At 63.3% G+C, this 14,782-nt stretch carries 11 protein-coding genes and 1 pseudogene; all 12 read right to left on the bottom strand.

All coding sequences use genetic code 11. The annotated features are described in order from the left end of the window. Positions 1-74: 74 nt before the first annotated feature. The 12 genes and pseudogenes from WT60_RS28510 to WT60_RS28570 all read right to left on the bottom strand — a co-directional run bounded on the left by WT60_RS28510 (position 75) and on the right by WT60_RS28570 (position 14,757). Positions 75-2,018 carry a collagenase gene (locus WT60_RS28510; protein ID WP_060356592.1) on the bottom strand — a complete coding sequence of 648 codons (1,944 nt, stop codon included), beginning with the start codon at positions 2,016-2,018 and terminating at the stop codon, positions 75-77. A gap of 234 nt (positions 2,019-2,252) precedes the next feature. After that, positions 2,253-3,287, bottom strand: a complete 1,035-nt coding sequence (locus WT60_RS28515) for an acyltransferase (protein WP_052144992.1) — start codon at positions 3,285-3,287, stop codon at positions 2,253-2,255. A gap of 830 nt (positions 3,288-4,117) precedes the next feature. Next, positions 4,118-4,672: an acetyltransferase gene (locus WT60_RS28525; RefSeq protein ID WP_060822893.1), complete on the bottom strand. Its 555-nt coding sequence runs from the start codon at positions 4,670-4,672 to the stop codon at positions 4,118-4,120. A gap of 524 nt (positions 4,673-5,196) precedes the next feature. Then, positions 5,197-5,824: pseudogene (locus WT60_RS28530) on the bottom strand (chemotaxis protein CheC). Next, positions 5,817-6,185, bottom strand: a complete 369-nt coding sequence (locus tag WT60_RS28535; RefSeq protein WP_038743949.1) for a response regulator — start codon at positions 6,183-6,185, stop codon at positions 5,817-5,819. Before WT60_RS28535 ends, WT60_RS28530 begins: the two are co-directional and overlap by 8 nt. 10 nt (positions 6,186-6,195) lie before the next feature. Beyond that, positions 6,196-7,590: an ATP-binding protein gene (locus WT60_RS28540; protein WP_060356595.1), complete on the bottom strand. Its 1,395-nt coding sequence runs from the start codon at positions 7,588-7,590 to the stop codon at positions 6,196-6,198. A gap of 466 nt (positions 7,591-8,056) precedes the next feature. Beyond that, the gene (locus WT60_RS28545) at positions 8,057-9,502 is read right to left on the bottom strand and encodes an MFS transporter (protein WP_186448666.1); all 1,446 of its coding nucleotides are present in this window, start codon (positions 9,500-9,502) and stop codon (positions 8,057-8,059) included. A gap of 211 nt (positions 9,503-9,713) precedes the next feature. Continuing rightward, positions 9,714-10,547: an aldolase/citrate lyase family protein gene (locus WT60_RS28550; protein WP_052144989.1), complete on the bottom strand. Its 834-nt coding sequence runs from the start codon at positions 10,545-10,547 to the stop codon at positions 9,714-9,716. After that, positions 10,537-11,610, bottom strand: coding sequence for an Ldh family oxidoreductase (locus WT60_RS28555; protein WP_052144988.1), 1,074 nt, complete (start codon positions 11,608-11,610; stop codon positions 10,537-10,539). Before WT60_RS28555 ends, WT60_RS28550 begins: the two co-directional genes overlap by 11 nt. Further along, complete coding sequence (locus WT60_RS28560; protein ID WP_161788628.1) at positions 11,607-12,989, bottom strand: AMP-binding protein; 1,383 nt, start codon at positions 12,987-12,989, stop codon at positions 11,607-11,609. The genes WT60_RS28555 and WT60_RS28560 overlap by 4 nt, the downstream gene beginning before the upstream one ends. Then, complete coding sequence (locus tag WT60_RS28565; protein ID WP_145986894.1) at positions 12,986-13,678, bottom strand: hypothetical protein; 693 nt, start codon at positions 13,676-13,678, stop codon at positions 12,986-12,988. The genes WT60_RS28560 and WT60_RS28565 overlap by 4 nt, the downstream gene beginning before the upstream one ends. Positions 13,679-13,686: 8 nt before the next feature. Then, positions 13,687-14,757 carry a hypothetical protein gene (locus WT60_RS28570; RefSeq protein WP_052144987.1) on the bottom strand — a complete coding sequence of 357 codons (1,071 nt, stop codon included), beginning with the start codon at positions 14,755-14,757 and terminating at the stop codon, positions 13,687-13,689. Positions 14,758-14,782: the final 25 nt, after the last annotated feature.

Here is a 14,782-nt window from a genome sequence, read left to right on the forward strand (position 1 = left end):
TCATCGCGCCCCATCGGGTTCGCTTCGTTCGCGCCGCCGTCGTCCCGCGCGCGTGCTCAGGCAGTCGCGCCGGCCTATCTCGCCGTCGGCAGCGGCGGCTCGCCCGCCGTCGTCGCATCGCGGGCCCAGTCGGCGAACTCGTTGTCGTAGCGGCCGCCGATGTAGGCGACGTAGTTCTCGTAGCCGTCGTAATCGCCCGCGCGGAAGCGCGACACGATCGTATCGACGTCGGCGCGATGGCGCTCGAACATGAAGCGCGTCGCCATGTAGCCCCACCGGTATGCGCGCGCGACGTAGTCGCTCGACGAGTAACGCGTCGCGAGCACGTCCGAGAAACGGTATGCGCCCGTGCCCGCGGCGTCGATCGATTCCTGATCGTCGTTCTTCCTCGACAGATATTCGGCGACGCCTTCGATCCACCAGACGGTCGGTTTCACGGTGCTCGCCGCGAAATCGCCCGCCATGTCGTAGCGGCCATCGAGATAGTGCGTGAACTCGTGCTCGAGGTTCCAGACCTTGAACTCGGGCCGCAGCCACGACGCCTCGTGCGCGATGAAGCGCGCCTGATTGCCGGGCGCCGACGGATCGCCTTCGAGATACATGCCGCCGTTGTCGGTGCTGATTCCGTAGATTACCGAAGCATATTTTCGGTAGTTCTCGTAGTCGTCGAAGATCACGAGCTCGATCGTGTCGTTGCGATCGCCCGCGACCGGCTTGCGCCCGGTCTTCATCATCCGGTGGAAGTAATCGTCCTGCTGCGCGACCGCCGTACACACCGACTGCAGCTGCGGCCCGGTCATGTCCTGCGCGAGAATGCGCACGCTCGCGCTGCATGCGTGACGGTGCGTGAGCACCGCATCGGTCAGCCGCTTCTTGTAGTCGCAGGTGCCGTAGTCCGCGCAGTTGCCCGCGTCGCCGTAGTCGACCGCCTCGGCCGCCGCCAGCCACAGGTCGCTGCCCGCGCCCGTCATGCTCGTCGATCCGAGCATGTCCTGGATCATCTTCTTCACGCGCGGCTTCTGCGCCGGATAGCGGAGAAAGCGATACGTTTCGCGCGACGCATCGGCGAGCTGGTAGGCCGCGCTCGTGTTCGACAGGCTCGCGCGGTTCGCGGTGACGAAACGATTGAGCGTCTCCGGCAGTGTCGCGTCGCTGTCGAGCATCTGCTGCGCGCCGCTGCGCTGATGCGCGTAGAAGAACACCGTCAGCAAGCCGGTGAAGCCGCCCGCCGCGCTCCGCTGCAACAGCGGCGCCGCCGCTTGCGGGTTCGTCGCGCTCGCGGTGTAGAACGCGATGCGATCCTTCAGCGTCGGCAGGTAGTACGCCTCGTCCCGCATGTTCGTGATGAGCTTCATCAGCTCGTTCGCGGTGCTCGGCGCACGCGAATTCTCACGATAGAGCGCGTCGCCCTCGAGGCTGTGCCGGATATACGGGCGCAGCCGATCGGCGAGTTCCGGAAACGGATTGACGAGACCCGATACATCATATTGGTAATAAGCGGAACGCAAATAAATCAGCAAATTGACAAAAATCAAATTGCTCGCGTCGTAGCGAGATGCCTCCTGTGTAAAACGGCTCGCCACGGCATACACGTTTTCCGCGCTGAAAATCTGCGTGGCCAGCGATTTATCGACCGAGAACAAACCGTAATGGCATTCATAATCCGGGAGATTCGCGATGTAATCGGCGAGCGCCGCGCCGCGATACTGGGTCATCGCCGACATGTCGCGGCAATCGGCGCCCGGCGCCCCGTGCTTGCCGTTCTTGCCGTTCCTTGTCGCCTTATTCCGCCGCGACGGCTCGATCAGCGTCGCGCGATCCTGCTTGCTGAGCGGCAAATTGTATTCGGCCTGCTCGGGCGAGACCGGCAGGTTCTGCGGCACGCGCGGCATGCGCGCCTGCTTTTGCGGCGCCGGCTGCGTATTGGCCGCCGCCGATCCGATCAAACCCGCGAATACCGACATCGCGACGACGGCGGACCAGCGACGGGTCTTGCGACACACCTCCGTTATTAGCATTTGACTTGCCCTCGGTTATTTTGGATCGCCGAAGATATAACACCGATGATTAACAAGTCAATTTAATGATCGAGCAAATTAATGCATTTTAACAGACTGAATTATTCAAGCATTAAAATCGATTTTTATAACAATCCAGCCGGAAGCATCGCCGATGCGCGAATCAAGTCGCCACGTGAAGCCGGCTCGCGTGAAGGCGACTCGTGCGCATTCGCCGGCCGCCGGCTCATCGCTTCAATTCGCCCGCGCGCTCATCGGGCGTTCCGCGCTCGATCGCCACCTCAACGCGGATTGAATCGGCATCTCGACATACCTGTAGCAGACCCATCCCGCCGCGCAGACGACGAGCGCCACCGCCGCCGCCGCGCACCATCCGCCGACCGTGCCCGCGCCCGGATGAATCTTCAGGATCTTCTCGGCCACGCCGATCACGTACGGATGCAGCAGATAGATCGAATAGCTGGCCGCGCCCAGATTCGCGAGGATCGCGTTGCGGCTGGACACGCCCGATTTCTCGAGCCCGAGCAGCGAAGCAATCAGCACGAACGCCGGGACGCCGTACTGCAGCACGCGCTGGAAACCGACCGGATCGCCGAATTCGGGATACAGCGCGACGACCAGCAACGGCGCCGCGATCGCGCCCGCGCCGAACAACCCGCGAGGCGCCGCGTCGAAGGCGCGCGCGCGGGTGATCCAATAGCACGCGACGCCCAGGCAGAATTCGATCACGAGCGGCTGCGCCAGATAGTCGGCCACCTGGCTCCCGGCGCCGACCGCCTGCGAGGACAGGCAGAACACGATCAGCGCCGCCGAGGCCGCGATCGTCGCGTATTGCCGCCTGACGACGACGAGCGCCGCCGCCACGACGACGTAGAAGAACATCTCGAAGTCGAGCGTCCACCCGTTTCTCAACAGCGGCCCCCAGTTCCCGTTTTCCTTGACGTACGGCACGAAGAACATCGACTTGAAAAGATAGGCGACGCCGTCCGTCGTCGTGTTGAGCCATTGCGGCCTTACAACGGCAATCGCATACACGCCGATCGTCAGCATCCAGTAAAGCGGCACGATCCTGATCACGCGCTTGATGAAGAACGCATTGCCCTCCTTCGGCGCGACATAGGACATGATGAAGCCGCTGATCACGAAGAAGACGTCGACGCCGACCTGCCCGAACGGCATGACGCCGAGGTGATACGCAACCACGCACAAAGCGGCGACGGCTCGCGCAGCCTGAATGTTGCTCAGCAATGGGCCGGCGGGATTCTTCATGATGCTCTCGACTCAAATCGTCGGAGCGTCGCACGATTCGCCTGCGCGCACGCGACAAAACCCGGTGCGGATTCGCCAATTTTCGGCGCGCGCCGCGTTTGGCGCGTCTTCGCCAAGCACGCATGCGTGCGCGCCTGCGTGCCGGCAGGCCGCTCCGACTGGGACCGACGCGGGCCAACGACGGGGCGGTGCAGGCGCTCGCGGATCAGTGGATCGACAACATCGTCGCAATTCGCGACGGCCGGCGGCGCAACGCCGGACATCGGAAAAACAGCAGGGTTTCGCATCGCCGCGCTTATACCAACGGCGATCGACGGCGATCAACGGCGAACGTGAGCCGAGACGGCCGCCAGCCTGCGCAGCCGCCTCGGAGCCCGGAACGTCGAATCCAGGGCGTCAGACTCTGCGCCGACGCTCAGCCGTCTACGCCATTCGGCCCGCTCACGGTCAGGCTGCCTGCGACAAGGCTGGAATCGACTGCGAGACCCGTTGCGCCGCAAGCGCCACGTGGGCCGCGTGCTCGCTCAACTCGGTCTCGCGCTGCACGCGTGCGGGTAGCGCCGTCGCGGGTGGCGCCGTTGCGGGTGGAATACCCAGCAATGGCACCGCGTTGCCCACCGGCGTCGCAGAGGCTTCGCTCAAGCGCTCGACGACTGGCGCCAGCGACGCCTGAACCACCTTGAACCACCTTGAACCACCTTGAGCCGCTAGTGATCGAGCATTCCCGCGGCATCGTCACGCTCTTTATTGTCGACGGACAAATGGCGGCACACCTGACAGGATTCGAACCCGCATTCCCCAGCCCCCCTCCCAAAGGGGGCCTTTCTCACTCAAACGAAATCGACGGTCAGCGCGTGATATTCGCGCTCGCCGGACATGAAGCGATGGGCGGGTTTATATCCGAGTTTTGCAACCGCATTGAGCGATCGCTCGTTATCGACGGCAATGAAGCTGATCGCGGCACTGAAACGCGTTTTGGCCGACGCCGTTGCAAGATCGATCATTTTCTCGAGAATGCCTTTTCCGCGCGCCACCTGGCTCAGGCACATCGGCCCGAATAGGCAGGCGTTTCCTGAAAAATCGCTGGAGGCGGCGTCGCGCTCATCTTCGAACGATGCGGCGAGCGCGTCGATGATCGCATTGCCGCGCCATTGGTCAAGACGCGAAATGCAGAAAAAGCCGGCGAATTCCGCCTGTTCGTATGCGACGACGATGCCGGCGTCGGTCGCGAGCGCCTCGATCTTGGCCTCGGGAATCTCGGCGGACAGAAAGCCGTTCTTGCGCTCGGCTTCGGAGAGATTCGCGATTTGATTCGCTTTTTGCAGAGAAATAATGTTCGGATAATCGCCAGAACGGGCCATTCTAACCACGGTCGCTTCAGTCATTTCGGTCTATTTTTGTTTTAAACGAAAACTGATATTTTATAGACAATTACACATAGACATCTAGAATATTCATACAAACTCAATGGCGATGGTACGTATTTTATACGGTTGATTTTTCAAAAAATTAGCCAAAGCGCCTTGATTTCGATTCATCCATCGCCCGAGCACGTTGCGGCGACCTCGGCGCGCCTGTCAAGCCCCGCTCGGCTCCACGGAAAACCCCGCGCCGCTCATCGCCAGCCAGCCCGCCATTTCCATTCACATCGGTCGGTTGGAATTCTCCGTGCGATTAGATCAAGAGCTTCCGTCAGAGGGCAATCGGGCGATTAAGCAGAACGACGAGCACGACGAACCGAACCGATCGACCACCCGCCCGCTCTCGCGCACCGGCGCCGCCGCTCGACGGGCGGGCTCAAACTAGCTCGCGCCCAAGCCGAACGCCCCGTTTCTCTGCTGGCCCGCGCACCGTCGCGCCCGACGCATCAGCTCGCGATCGCCGGATTCCCGAGCGAAGCGGCACGCACTCACAGCGCATCGAGAAACTGCTCGAGCGCCGCCTTCATCTTGTGGATCGCCGCGTCCGGCAGCAGCATCACGAGCTTCGCGACAAAGCCGCCATGCTCCAGCGTGAAGTGCACTTCGAGCAGCAGCGCGACGTCCCATCGGCCGAGATGCGCGTCGCCGAGCGCCGTCGCGAGCGAGCCGGGCGGCACGAACGTCGGGCGGCACGAACGTCGGGCGCAGGAACGTGAGCCGCCGATCGAGCTGCTCGAACACGCCGTGCACGCACGCGCCGACTAGCAGGCTCGCGATGTCGGACAGCGCTTCGTCCTCGATATCGTCCGTCGCATCGTCGTAGCCCATCAGCTCCTTTAGCTCGCGGCGTCCGTCGCCGCCGAACAGCACGAGCGCCTCGCCGCAGATGTCGGACTGGAACGACTGCCGCACGGGCCGCGGCGTGTCGGCGCGCCGCTCGCACTGCTGCAGCTCGTCGAGCAGCTCGCGCGCGCTGACGAGCTTGATGTCCGGCACCGACAGCGTGACGAACGCGCCGAGCAGCTTCGCGAGCGCCGCGCCCGCCCGGCCCATGCCGATGTTCGAGATCTCCTGAAGAGCGTCGCGATGCGCTTCGGTCAGCGCGATGTCATTCATACAGGCCATACCCTTTGAGGATCGGGACGATTCGCTCCGGGCTCACCGGCTTCGCGACGAAGCCGATCGCGCCGCACGCCTTCACCCGCTCGCGCGCGCCGGACTGGATGTCGGCCGACACGACGATGACGAACGCGTTCAGGCCGTCGTCGCGAATGCGCTCGAGCACCTGGAAGCCGTCCATCACCGGCATCGTGAGGTCGAGAAAGATCACGGCACCCTTGCCGGCGCGGTATTGCGACAGCGCCTCCGCGCCGTTCGACGCCTGCGTGATCTCCACGTCCCAGTCGGGCGGCAGCGACTTGATCAACAGCTTGCGGGCCAACGTCGAATCGTCGACCACCAGCACGGGCAACGCCATGATGTCCTCCTCAGGAAGCGGCGCGGGCGGCGGCCGGCGCGGAATCGGGCTCGACGCCGGCTCGCTCTACCGGCAGCGTCACGCGAAACGTGGTGCCGGCGCCCAGCCCGCTCGACACCGCGATCTCGCCGCCATGCGCGCGCACGATGCCGTAGGCGACCGACAGGCCAAGCCCCGTGCCCTTGCCGACCGGCTTGGTCGTGAAGAACGGCTCGAAGATCCTCGGCAAGTGCTCGGGCGCGATGCCGCAGCCCGCATCGGCCACCTCGAACCAGACGCGCGGCGGATCGCGCGCGTCGACGCCGGTGCGGATGCCGATCGTGCCGCGCCGCGCGTCGCCGTGCGCGCCGTCCGCGCGCATGATCGAATACGACTGCGCGGCGTTGACGACGAGGTTCAACACCACTTGATTGATGTGCGAAGGAATGCATCGGACGAACGGAAGCTGCGCGTACTCGCGCACGAGATCCGCCGCGTATTTGATTTCGTTGCGCACGATGTTGAGCGTCGATTCGATGCATTGGTGGATATCGACCCATTCCCACTGATGCGCGCTGTCGACGCGAGAAAAATCGCGCAGGTCGACGACGATCTTGCGCACGCGCGCGAGCCCCTCCTTCGATTCGTCGACGAGCGTCGGCGCGTCTTCGCATAGATAGTCGAGATCCGCGTCCCGCGCGAGCGCGGCGAGCGCCGGCCCGAGCTGCGGCTGCCGCTCGGCGACGAGCCGCTCGATCGCGTGCGCGTGGTCGATCAAAGTACCGAGATAGCCGCCGAGCGCATTCAGGTTCGACAGCACGAACCCGACCGGATTGTTGATCTCGTGCGCGATGCCGGCGGCGAGCTGGCCGATCGCCGCGAGCTTCTCCGATTGGAGCAATTGCTGATGCGCGTGCGCGAGCTGGCGGTTCAGCTCGGACATCTCCGCATGGCGCGCGGTCAGCTCGGCGAGCGCGTCGGTCAGCCGCTTCTCGCGATTTTGCAGCGCATCGTGCGCGATGCAGATGTCCGTCACGTCGACGATCGTCACGCCGACCGCGGCGACGCCGCCGCTCCCGCCGTCGAGCGGGATGAAGCTGCAGTTTTGCCGCATCGCGTCGATCGTGCCGGTGATCGGCCGCGAATGATCGAAGCGGAACAGATACGGGCGATGCTCCCACGCCGTGTACATCGCGACGCCGAGCACGAACACGCTTTCCAGCTTCTTGCGCAGCCAGCGCTCGGGCAGCGCAGGGAAGAGCGAAAACAGGTCCTGGCCGATCGCGTCGTCGCGCGATCGGCCCGTGTGGTACTGCATGAAGCCGTTCCACGCGAGGATGCGCATGTCGCGGTCGACCGAGAACACGCCGCAGTTGAGCTGCTCGACGATGGCTTCGGACATCTGCAGGCTGGCGGACTCGGACATGGCTCGGGTTCGGTTGGTGCGAAACGCGAAATCGGGCGGCGGATGGGCGGCGGGCGGGCGGCGGGCGCCGCGCGAAGCGCCCGGCGCCGGACACCGCTTCCGATAATCCGGATTACGGACGGGCCGCGCGTCGGCCTCATGCGGGGAATCCCTGCATCGGCGCGCGCCGCTGCGGCGCGGAAAAAGCGGGCCGGACCGGCGCAACCGCGCGCTCGCGGCGATCCACGCGGACTCGCGCACCGCTGTAGCGTCCGGGGTCTCGAGATCCGCTGCAACATGTCGCATCCGACCGAACGCAACAGCGCATCCCGCCGCGCCGTCACCTCCGACCCGAGACGATCGCCCGCGGCGCGCGGTGCGGCCAAATGCTTGGCAGCCGTTGCGCCGAACGCTGATTCGCAGAGCCTCTCACCGGTACATCGCTGCACCGCAGGTCGACAACATCGCGTCCCCGGCGATGTGTCCGCTAGCCCGCTCGACGCTCTTCGGCGAATATCGCGCGACGCTCCAGCAGCCGGCTGATCAGCGCGGCGAGCGCGACAACCGTTGCGCCTATCAGCAGCGCCAGGCGGTAGCCATCATTGAGCGCCGTAGCCGCAGCCGCGTACTCGATGTGCCCGGCATGCGCGTTCGCGCGAGTCGCGGCGACGCTCGCAAGAACGGCCAGCCCCATCGCGCCCCCCAGCATGAACGTGGTGTTGATCACCCCCGATGCGACGCCGAGTTCAGCGGGGTCGACATCCGTCATCGCAGCCAGAAGAATCGGGTTGGCCGCCACGCCTGCGCCCATGCCGATGAGCAGCATGCCGGGCAGCACGTCTTTCACGTAATCGCCATGAACCGGAATATGCGCGAAATGCACGAGGCCGGCCGCGATGAGCAACAGCCCGATCGTGATCGGCTCGCGCGCGCCGAGCCGGATCACGATTCTCGCGGATAGACCGAGAGCGAACACGCCCATGACGAGATCTACCGGAAGGAACGCAAGGCCGATCTCGAGCGGATCGTAGCCGAGCGCGCGCTCCATGTAGAGCGCGGTGAGAAAGAACCACGCGAAAACTGCTCCGGACCATATCGCACGAACGACATTCGCCACCGCTATGTTGCGCTTCGCGATCATTGCCAATGGGATCAACGGGTGGTCGACATGCGTTTCGCCGTAGACGAACAGCGAAAAGAGGACAACCGCAATCGCGATGCTCGCGAGCGTCTCGGTCGATGCCCACCCGGCGCCGTTGCCCGCCTTCACGAAACCGTACACCGCCGCCATCAACGAAGCGGTGATCGTGATCGCTCCCGCGCAGTCCAGCTTGATCCGCCGCGAGTTCGGGACGGCATCGCACGCCGGCAACAGCCTGATGCTCAATACGCACACGATCGCGCCGAGCGGAAGATTGATGAGAAAGATCCACCGCCAGCCAAGCACGCTGGTCAGGATTCCGCCGACCAGCATGCCCAAGGCTCCGCCAAACGCACAGACGAACCCGTACACGCCCATCGCCTTCGCGCGGTCCACGCCTTCTCTGAACAGGAACATGATGAGCGACAACGCCGTCGCCCCGACGGCAGCTCCGCCGATCCCCTGGGCCGCACGTGCGACGATCAGCAATTCGCGCGATTGCGCGACGCCACAGGCGACCGAGGCGGCCGTAAATAGCGTCAGCCCGACGAGAAACATCTTGCGATGTCCGTACAAGTCTCCGAGCCGGCCGCTCAGCAGCATGCAGCCGCCGAACGTCAACGTGTATGCATTGACGACCCATACGAGAGAGGCGTCCGAGAATTCGAGATCGGCCTTGATCGCCGGAAGTGCGATATTGACGACAGTGGTGTCGAGCACGATCATCAACACGCCTGAACACAGGACATAGAGCGCCATCCAGCGCCGCTTTTCGAGAATGTCGGAGGGCAAGAAACGATGGTTTGTCTGGGACATGGGACCCCGTTGGACGCACGTCGGCCGGCGTCGTGAAGCGATGCGCACGAATGGACGAAAATCCGGAGAACGAAGACGGCAACCCGCGCGCCGGATACGCAGTACGAAGTAAAAGATCTCTCGGCGATCGAGCGGAAAGACACGCTGCGGGCACCTCGCGCCACGCGCCTCGCCGAGAGGCAACCGTTCAGTCGCCGGGGATGGCGAGCACCGGGTCGCGCGACGCCGCGATGTCCTCCAGCGCGCTCATCTGCTGCTCCAGCGATTGCGCCAACAGTTTGAGATCATTGCCGAACGCGATGAAGCGGAAGCCCTGGCTCGCATAATGCCGCGCCAGATCGAGGCTGTAGGCAAAGATTCCGGGGATCTTTCCATGTCGCCGGCACGCATCCAATGTCCGCGCGATGGCTTCGTCCATGCGTGGCCCCGTAACCTGGCCGGGTTGCCCCAGATCGCAGGCAAGGTCGCCGCAGCCGACGAACAACACGTCGATGCCGTCCACCGCCGCAATATCGTCGGCCGCCTCGACCGCCTCTGCGGTTTCAATTTGCGCGATTATCAGAAGCGAATCGTTGGCGGTGGCGAAATAGCCGGGCAAGTTGCGAAAATACCCGGAGCAACGAATGGGATTGACGCCGCGCCGGCCCTTCGGCGGGTAATACGCGCTGTCCACGATCGCCCTGGCCGCCGCGGCCGAATCGACCTTGGGCACCATCAACCCCAGCGCACCACTGTCCAGCGCGGCCTCGATCAGTTGCCTGTCGTTGCGTGCGACGCGAACCATGCCTGTCGTACCGGAGCCGTTCAGCGCCTGCAACACATGAACCAGATCCTTGCGGTCGGCCGGCGACGCCTCCATGTCGACGAGGAGCCACGGCAAGCCGCGGGTCGCGCAGCACTCGGCGATCAACGCATTCGCGGACACGAGGAACAGGCCCAGGCTGACTTCGCCGGCTCGCAATTTCTCCTTGTTCGGATTGCGAAGCAACAGCAACGGGTGATGCCGAGCGTCATTCGACATGATCGCCTCCTTGAATTGCGTGGCCGGCCAACGCTTCGATGGCCGCCAACGTGGTCGTGGGTAGTGTGAGAACCGTCTGCGCGGCGGCAACCCGGCTCCGCTGATTCGCGCCCTCTCCCGCCATTCTCGCCGGCTGGCCGGACAGGCCCGTTTCCCGGCAATGCGCGGCAATGGCCGAGGCGGCGGATCGAGCCGCGGCGAGGCCGGGAGGAAGGCGTGCGGGGTCGATTGCGATGAACATGCCGCCATTTCCCGGCTCGCCCGGCTGGGCGACATGGTCGGCGCCCGCCAACGCGCCCGCGAACATCTCCATCGCGACGGCCAGCGCGTAACCTTTGTGGCCCGCCAATTTCCCGCCGAGCGGCTCCATCGTGGCCTGCGGCGGAGTCGCATAAAGCGTGGACGGGTCGAGTTCCGATTGGCCTTCCGCGTTCGTGAGGCAGCCCGGCGGCAGCGGCCGGCCTTCCAACGCCGAGCGCCGGATGTAACCTTCCGACACGGCGGACGTGCTCATGTCCAACACGATGGGGTCCGCATCGTCGGAAGGAAAAGCCAACAGCAATGGATTGGTGCAAAGCCGCGCCAGCTTGCCGCCGGGAGCGGCGACTCTCAGGCCCCGCCCCCGGAAATTGCAGAACCCCATGACGGCAAGCGGATGCTCGCTCGCACCGGCGAGCGCTCGGCCAATTGCCGCCAAGCGGCCCAGATGGGGCGCTTCACGAAGGCAAACCACGGCCACCGCATGGTCACATGCCTGCTGCCGCAGCGCGTCGACGATCGCTCGACGCACCAGAACGCCGAATGCGCGATGCCCGTCGACGATGGCGACATTGGCGTCACATCGAACAATCCGGGGGCGCGCGGCGGGGTCCAATCGGTTGGCGCGAATGTCGTCGACGTAGTCGACCAGTCGAAGCAATCCATGCGACGGATAGCCGACCAATTCGTTTTCCAGCAAATCGGCGACGACCTGCGCGCTCAGCTCGCTCGATACGCGATGCCGGATGAGCGCGCGTTGCGCCAATTCGCGCATGCCGGCGACGGAGATGACGGCGGCGCTCATGAGAAGACGGTCTGGCTCGTTCCGACATCGCTCAACGCCGACACGCATAGGCGAAATTTCCCGGTAGGCGACTCAGGCATTCGGTCCAGCTGTTCGAATTCGATGCGAAACGGATAGCCCGTGTGATGATGAATGCGCTCGACGATGGCGTCGCGCCGCTCGCGGGTGATGCCCGCTGGCGCGAGCAGCCGGATTCGCAGTTGATCGGCGACCTCTTGCACCACCTGAAACCACTCGATCTCCTCGAAGCTCATGATGAGGAACGAGAAGAAATACGCATCGACATAGGCGCCGTCCGGCGTGACGATCAGATCCTGCTGCCGGCCCGCCACGTGGCTCATGCGAGGCAATCCCATGCCGGATGCGCAGTGGCCGGACACGGGCGACGCGAGATCGCTGGTTTCATATCGGATCAGCGGCATCGCGAAATTGTTCAGCGTGGTCAACACGACTCGCCCGACTTCGCCCGGCGCGCAGGCTGCACCATCGTCGCGAATGAACTCCTCCGCGACGTTTTCCACCTGGATGAGCATCCCGTCATGTCTCGGACTTTCGTGCGAGACGATATTGGATTCGCGTGAACCGTACTTGTCGTAGATCTCGCATCCAAAAATTCTCTTCAGCCGTTCGCGAACGATGGGAGGAAGCGGCTCCGAGGTGCCCTGAATCGCCCTCAATGCCGGAACGGCCAGAGATTCCCGCTCGGCTTGCCGAGCGATGAGGTGCATCGCGTTGGTATAGGTGCTGATCAACACCGGATTGAAGCGCGCGAGGCTGCGCGTGAATTGAGCGATCAGGTCCGGCGACAGGCGGAACGTGTTGAACTCGCGGCGATTGCTCAATACGTTCCTCAATCGGTCGGACACGCTCTTCAAATCCCAGTAAATCGAGGACCCCCATAGGAGCGCGAAAGGCTCGCCGATTTTCCAGTTCGCGCACCACTGATAGGTGCGTAGCTGATGGGCCCTCATCCACAATCGAAAGTTGCGGTCCTGCACGAAACGCGCGCGCCTGCCGGTCGAGCCGCTGCTGTAGTTGACCTGCAGGCTGCCGCGATCGGCGCGACTCGAAATCAGATCGTCCTGATGGGTGATGAGCGCCTGGCGAGTCAGCAGCGGTAATTTCCGTAAATCGGCGAGCGAACCGAAATCGTCGGGCACGAGGCTGCGCTCTCGGAAGATGCGCGTGTAGTAAGGCACGCTCTCGTAAGCATGAGTCAACAGCGCGTGCAGCTTCTTCATCTGAAGCTCGCGGCAATCCCTCGGCGACAGATACTGGGTCTCCTCGAGCCAGCGCAGACGATGGGCGACATCCGATCGCCCTTGAAATTTTTCACATCGCCAATACAGATTACGAGCCAAATTCGGATTCAATGTCATGATTGATCTCGATTGAAGTCGCGATAGCGTCCGAGCAACGCATCCACTCCGGCTTCGAAGATCCGCCAATCGGATCTCGACAGGCATTGCCGCGCCGCGAAGAAGTACTGTTCTTCCAATGAGCCGTTGAACCACGACGCGAGAATGGCCGAGTGACTGAACGACGCGGACGTATCCGTGATGTCCTGGTTGGCATCCCAGTCATAGAACAATACCGGCCCGACATGGTCGATGTGATCGCGCAACGCTCGCAACAGCGTTTCCGGCGCGAGCTTGTCCAGCACGAACAAGTAGCTCGGCAGGTAGATCAGGAAGCGCGCCGCCAGCAGATCGAGCCTTCGGTCGCCATAGGCAAAGCAGCTGTCCTGGTAGCGGTAGCCGGCAAGCACGCGCCGTTCGGCGTCAGTCGGACGTTTGCGCGGGGTCGACGAGAACTGATCGAATTCCGTCCGGCCATCGACGAGCTTCAATCCTTGCCATATCGACTCGACGGAACGGGCCAGCCGCCCCGGCTGGCCCGGCACCGGAATAGCGGGCTCGGGCCAACACAGGAACGGGTTGAAAAAGCGATATGGCCGCATGTTCGCCGGCGCGCCGTTGAAGCTGTCCACCATCAGGCAGGCTGACGCATCGTCCAACATGACGGCAAGCGCATCCTGGCGCGACAGGGAAAGAGCCGGACTGGGCATCGGCTGGCTCAATCGGCGGCGGCGTCGCCCGCGCGATAGACGCGACGCTCGTCGCCACGCTGATATACGTGCGCGTCGCGCCCGTGTTCAGTCAGCCGCCATTGCGGGCGGGCCGTGCGATATTGATTGTTTCTTTCCCAGTCTTGCAGCTTGAGGCCCTGCCGCTGAGCCTCGCTCAGCAGATAATCCGGAATGACGGCAAACGGAACGACCACGAAACGCGCGCCGGTGGAGGCATAAAGCGCCAATTCGTCCAGCCGCGGCAAATCGCTCAGGTAAATGACGAGATTTCCATCCTCGCCGCCTTCGTGCGTCGCTAGCAGGTTGAGCGCCACGTTCCAGTCCGCTCCTTGCCACTCGGCCACGACGGCCTGATTGTCCTTGACGATGCAGGCCGCGAATGAGTCGGGATGACCATCCACCTTGTCTTGCAATGGGCGCAGCCACTCGCTGTGCGTCTTGAAGCTCCACTGATACGCGAGATCCTCCTTTTCGAGCATCATGGTGGCCATGTTGTATCGCGTGAGCGGCGCCTCGATCTGATCCCGCTCGACTTGAAATCCCTCAGCGCGAAGAAAGGCAAGCCGAGCGCGGTTGTTGGACATCAGCAGGATCTTCTCCACGTCCAGAAAGCGGAGGATTGCCGCAACCGCTTCGTAAGACCGGCTGTCCAAAGGCGCATGAAAGCGTTTATAGACTTCGTCGGTGTCCAGATGATGGTTCTGCCGGTAGTCGTAAATTCTGAAGTGCTTTTCTATGCCCAGCCCTCGCGCATCCTGATCGATGCCGTAGATGACGAGTCCCCCGTTGCGCTGCACGATGCGGCGAAAAGCCTCGTCGAGTTGGAAGCCGCAGTCGCATTGCTGCGAATGCATCACGTGGCCAAAAAAACAGGCGGACTCGATGCGAAGCGGGACGGCATCCAGTTCGGACAGATCGTTGAGCGCGGCGCTCGCCCAACGCTTCCCCTGAAATTCGAAGTAATGCAGCGAGAAATAATGAACGGAATCCTCGATCTTCAGCGGCAAGCGAACCGGCCCCACGATCAACTCCAATTGATCGACGGTGTTGACAGTCATTGTCTTCTCCTTTCAGCCATGAATT

Source organism: Burkholderia sp. MSMB617WGS (genome assembly GCF_001532025.2).
Classification (GTDB): domain Bacteria; phylum Pseudomonadota; class Gammaproteobacteria; order Burkholderiales; family Burkholderiaceae; genus Burkholderia; species Burkholderia savannae.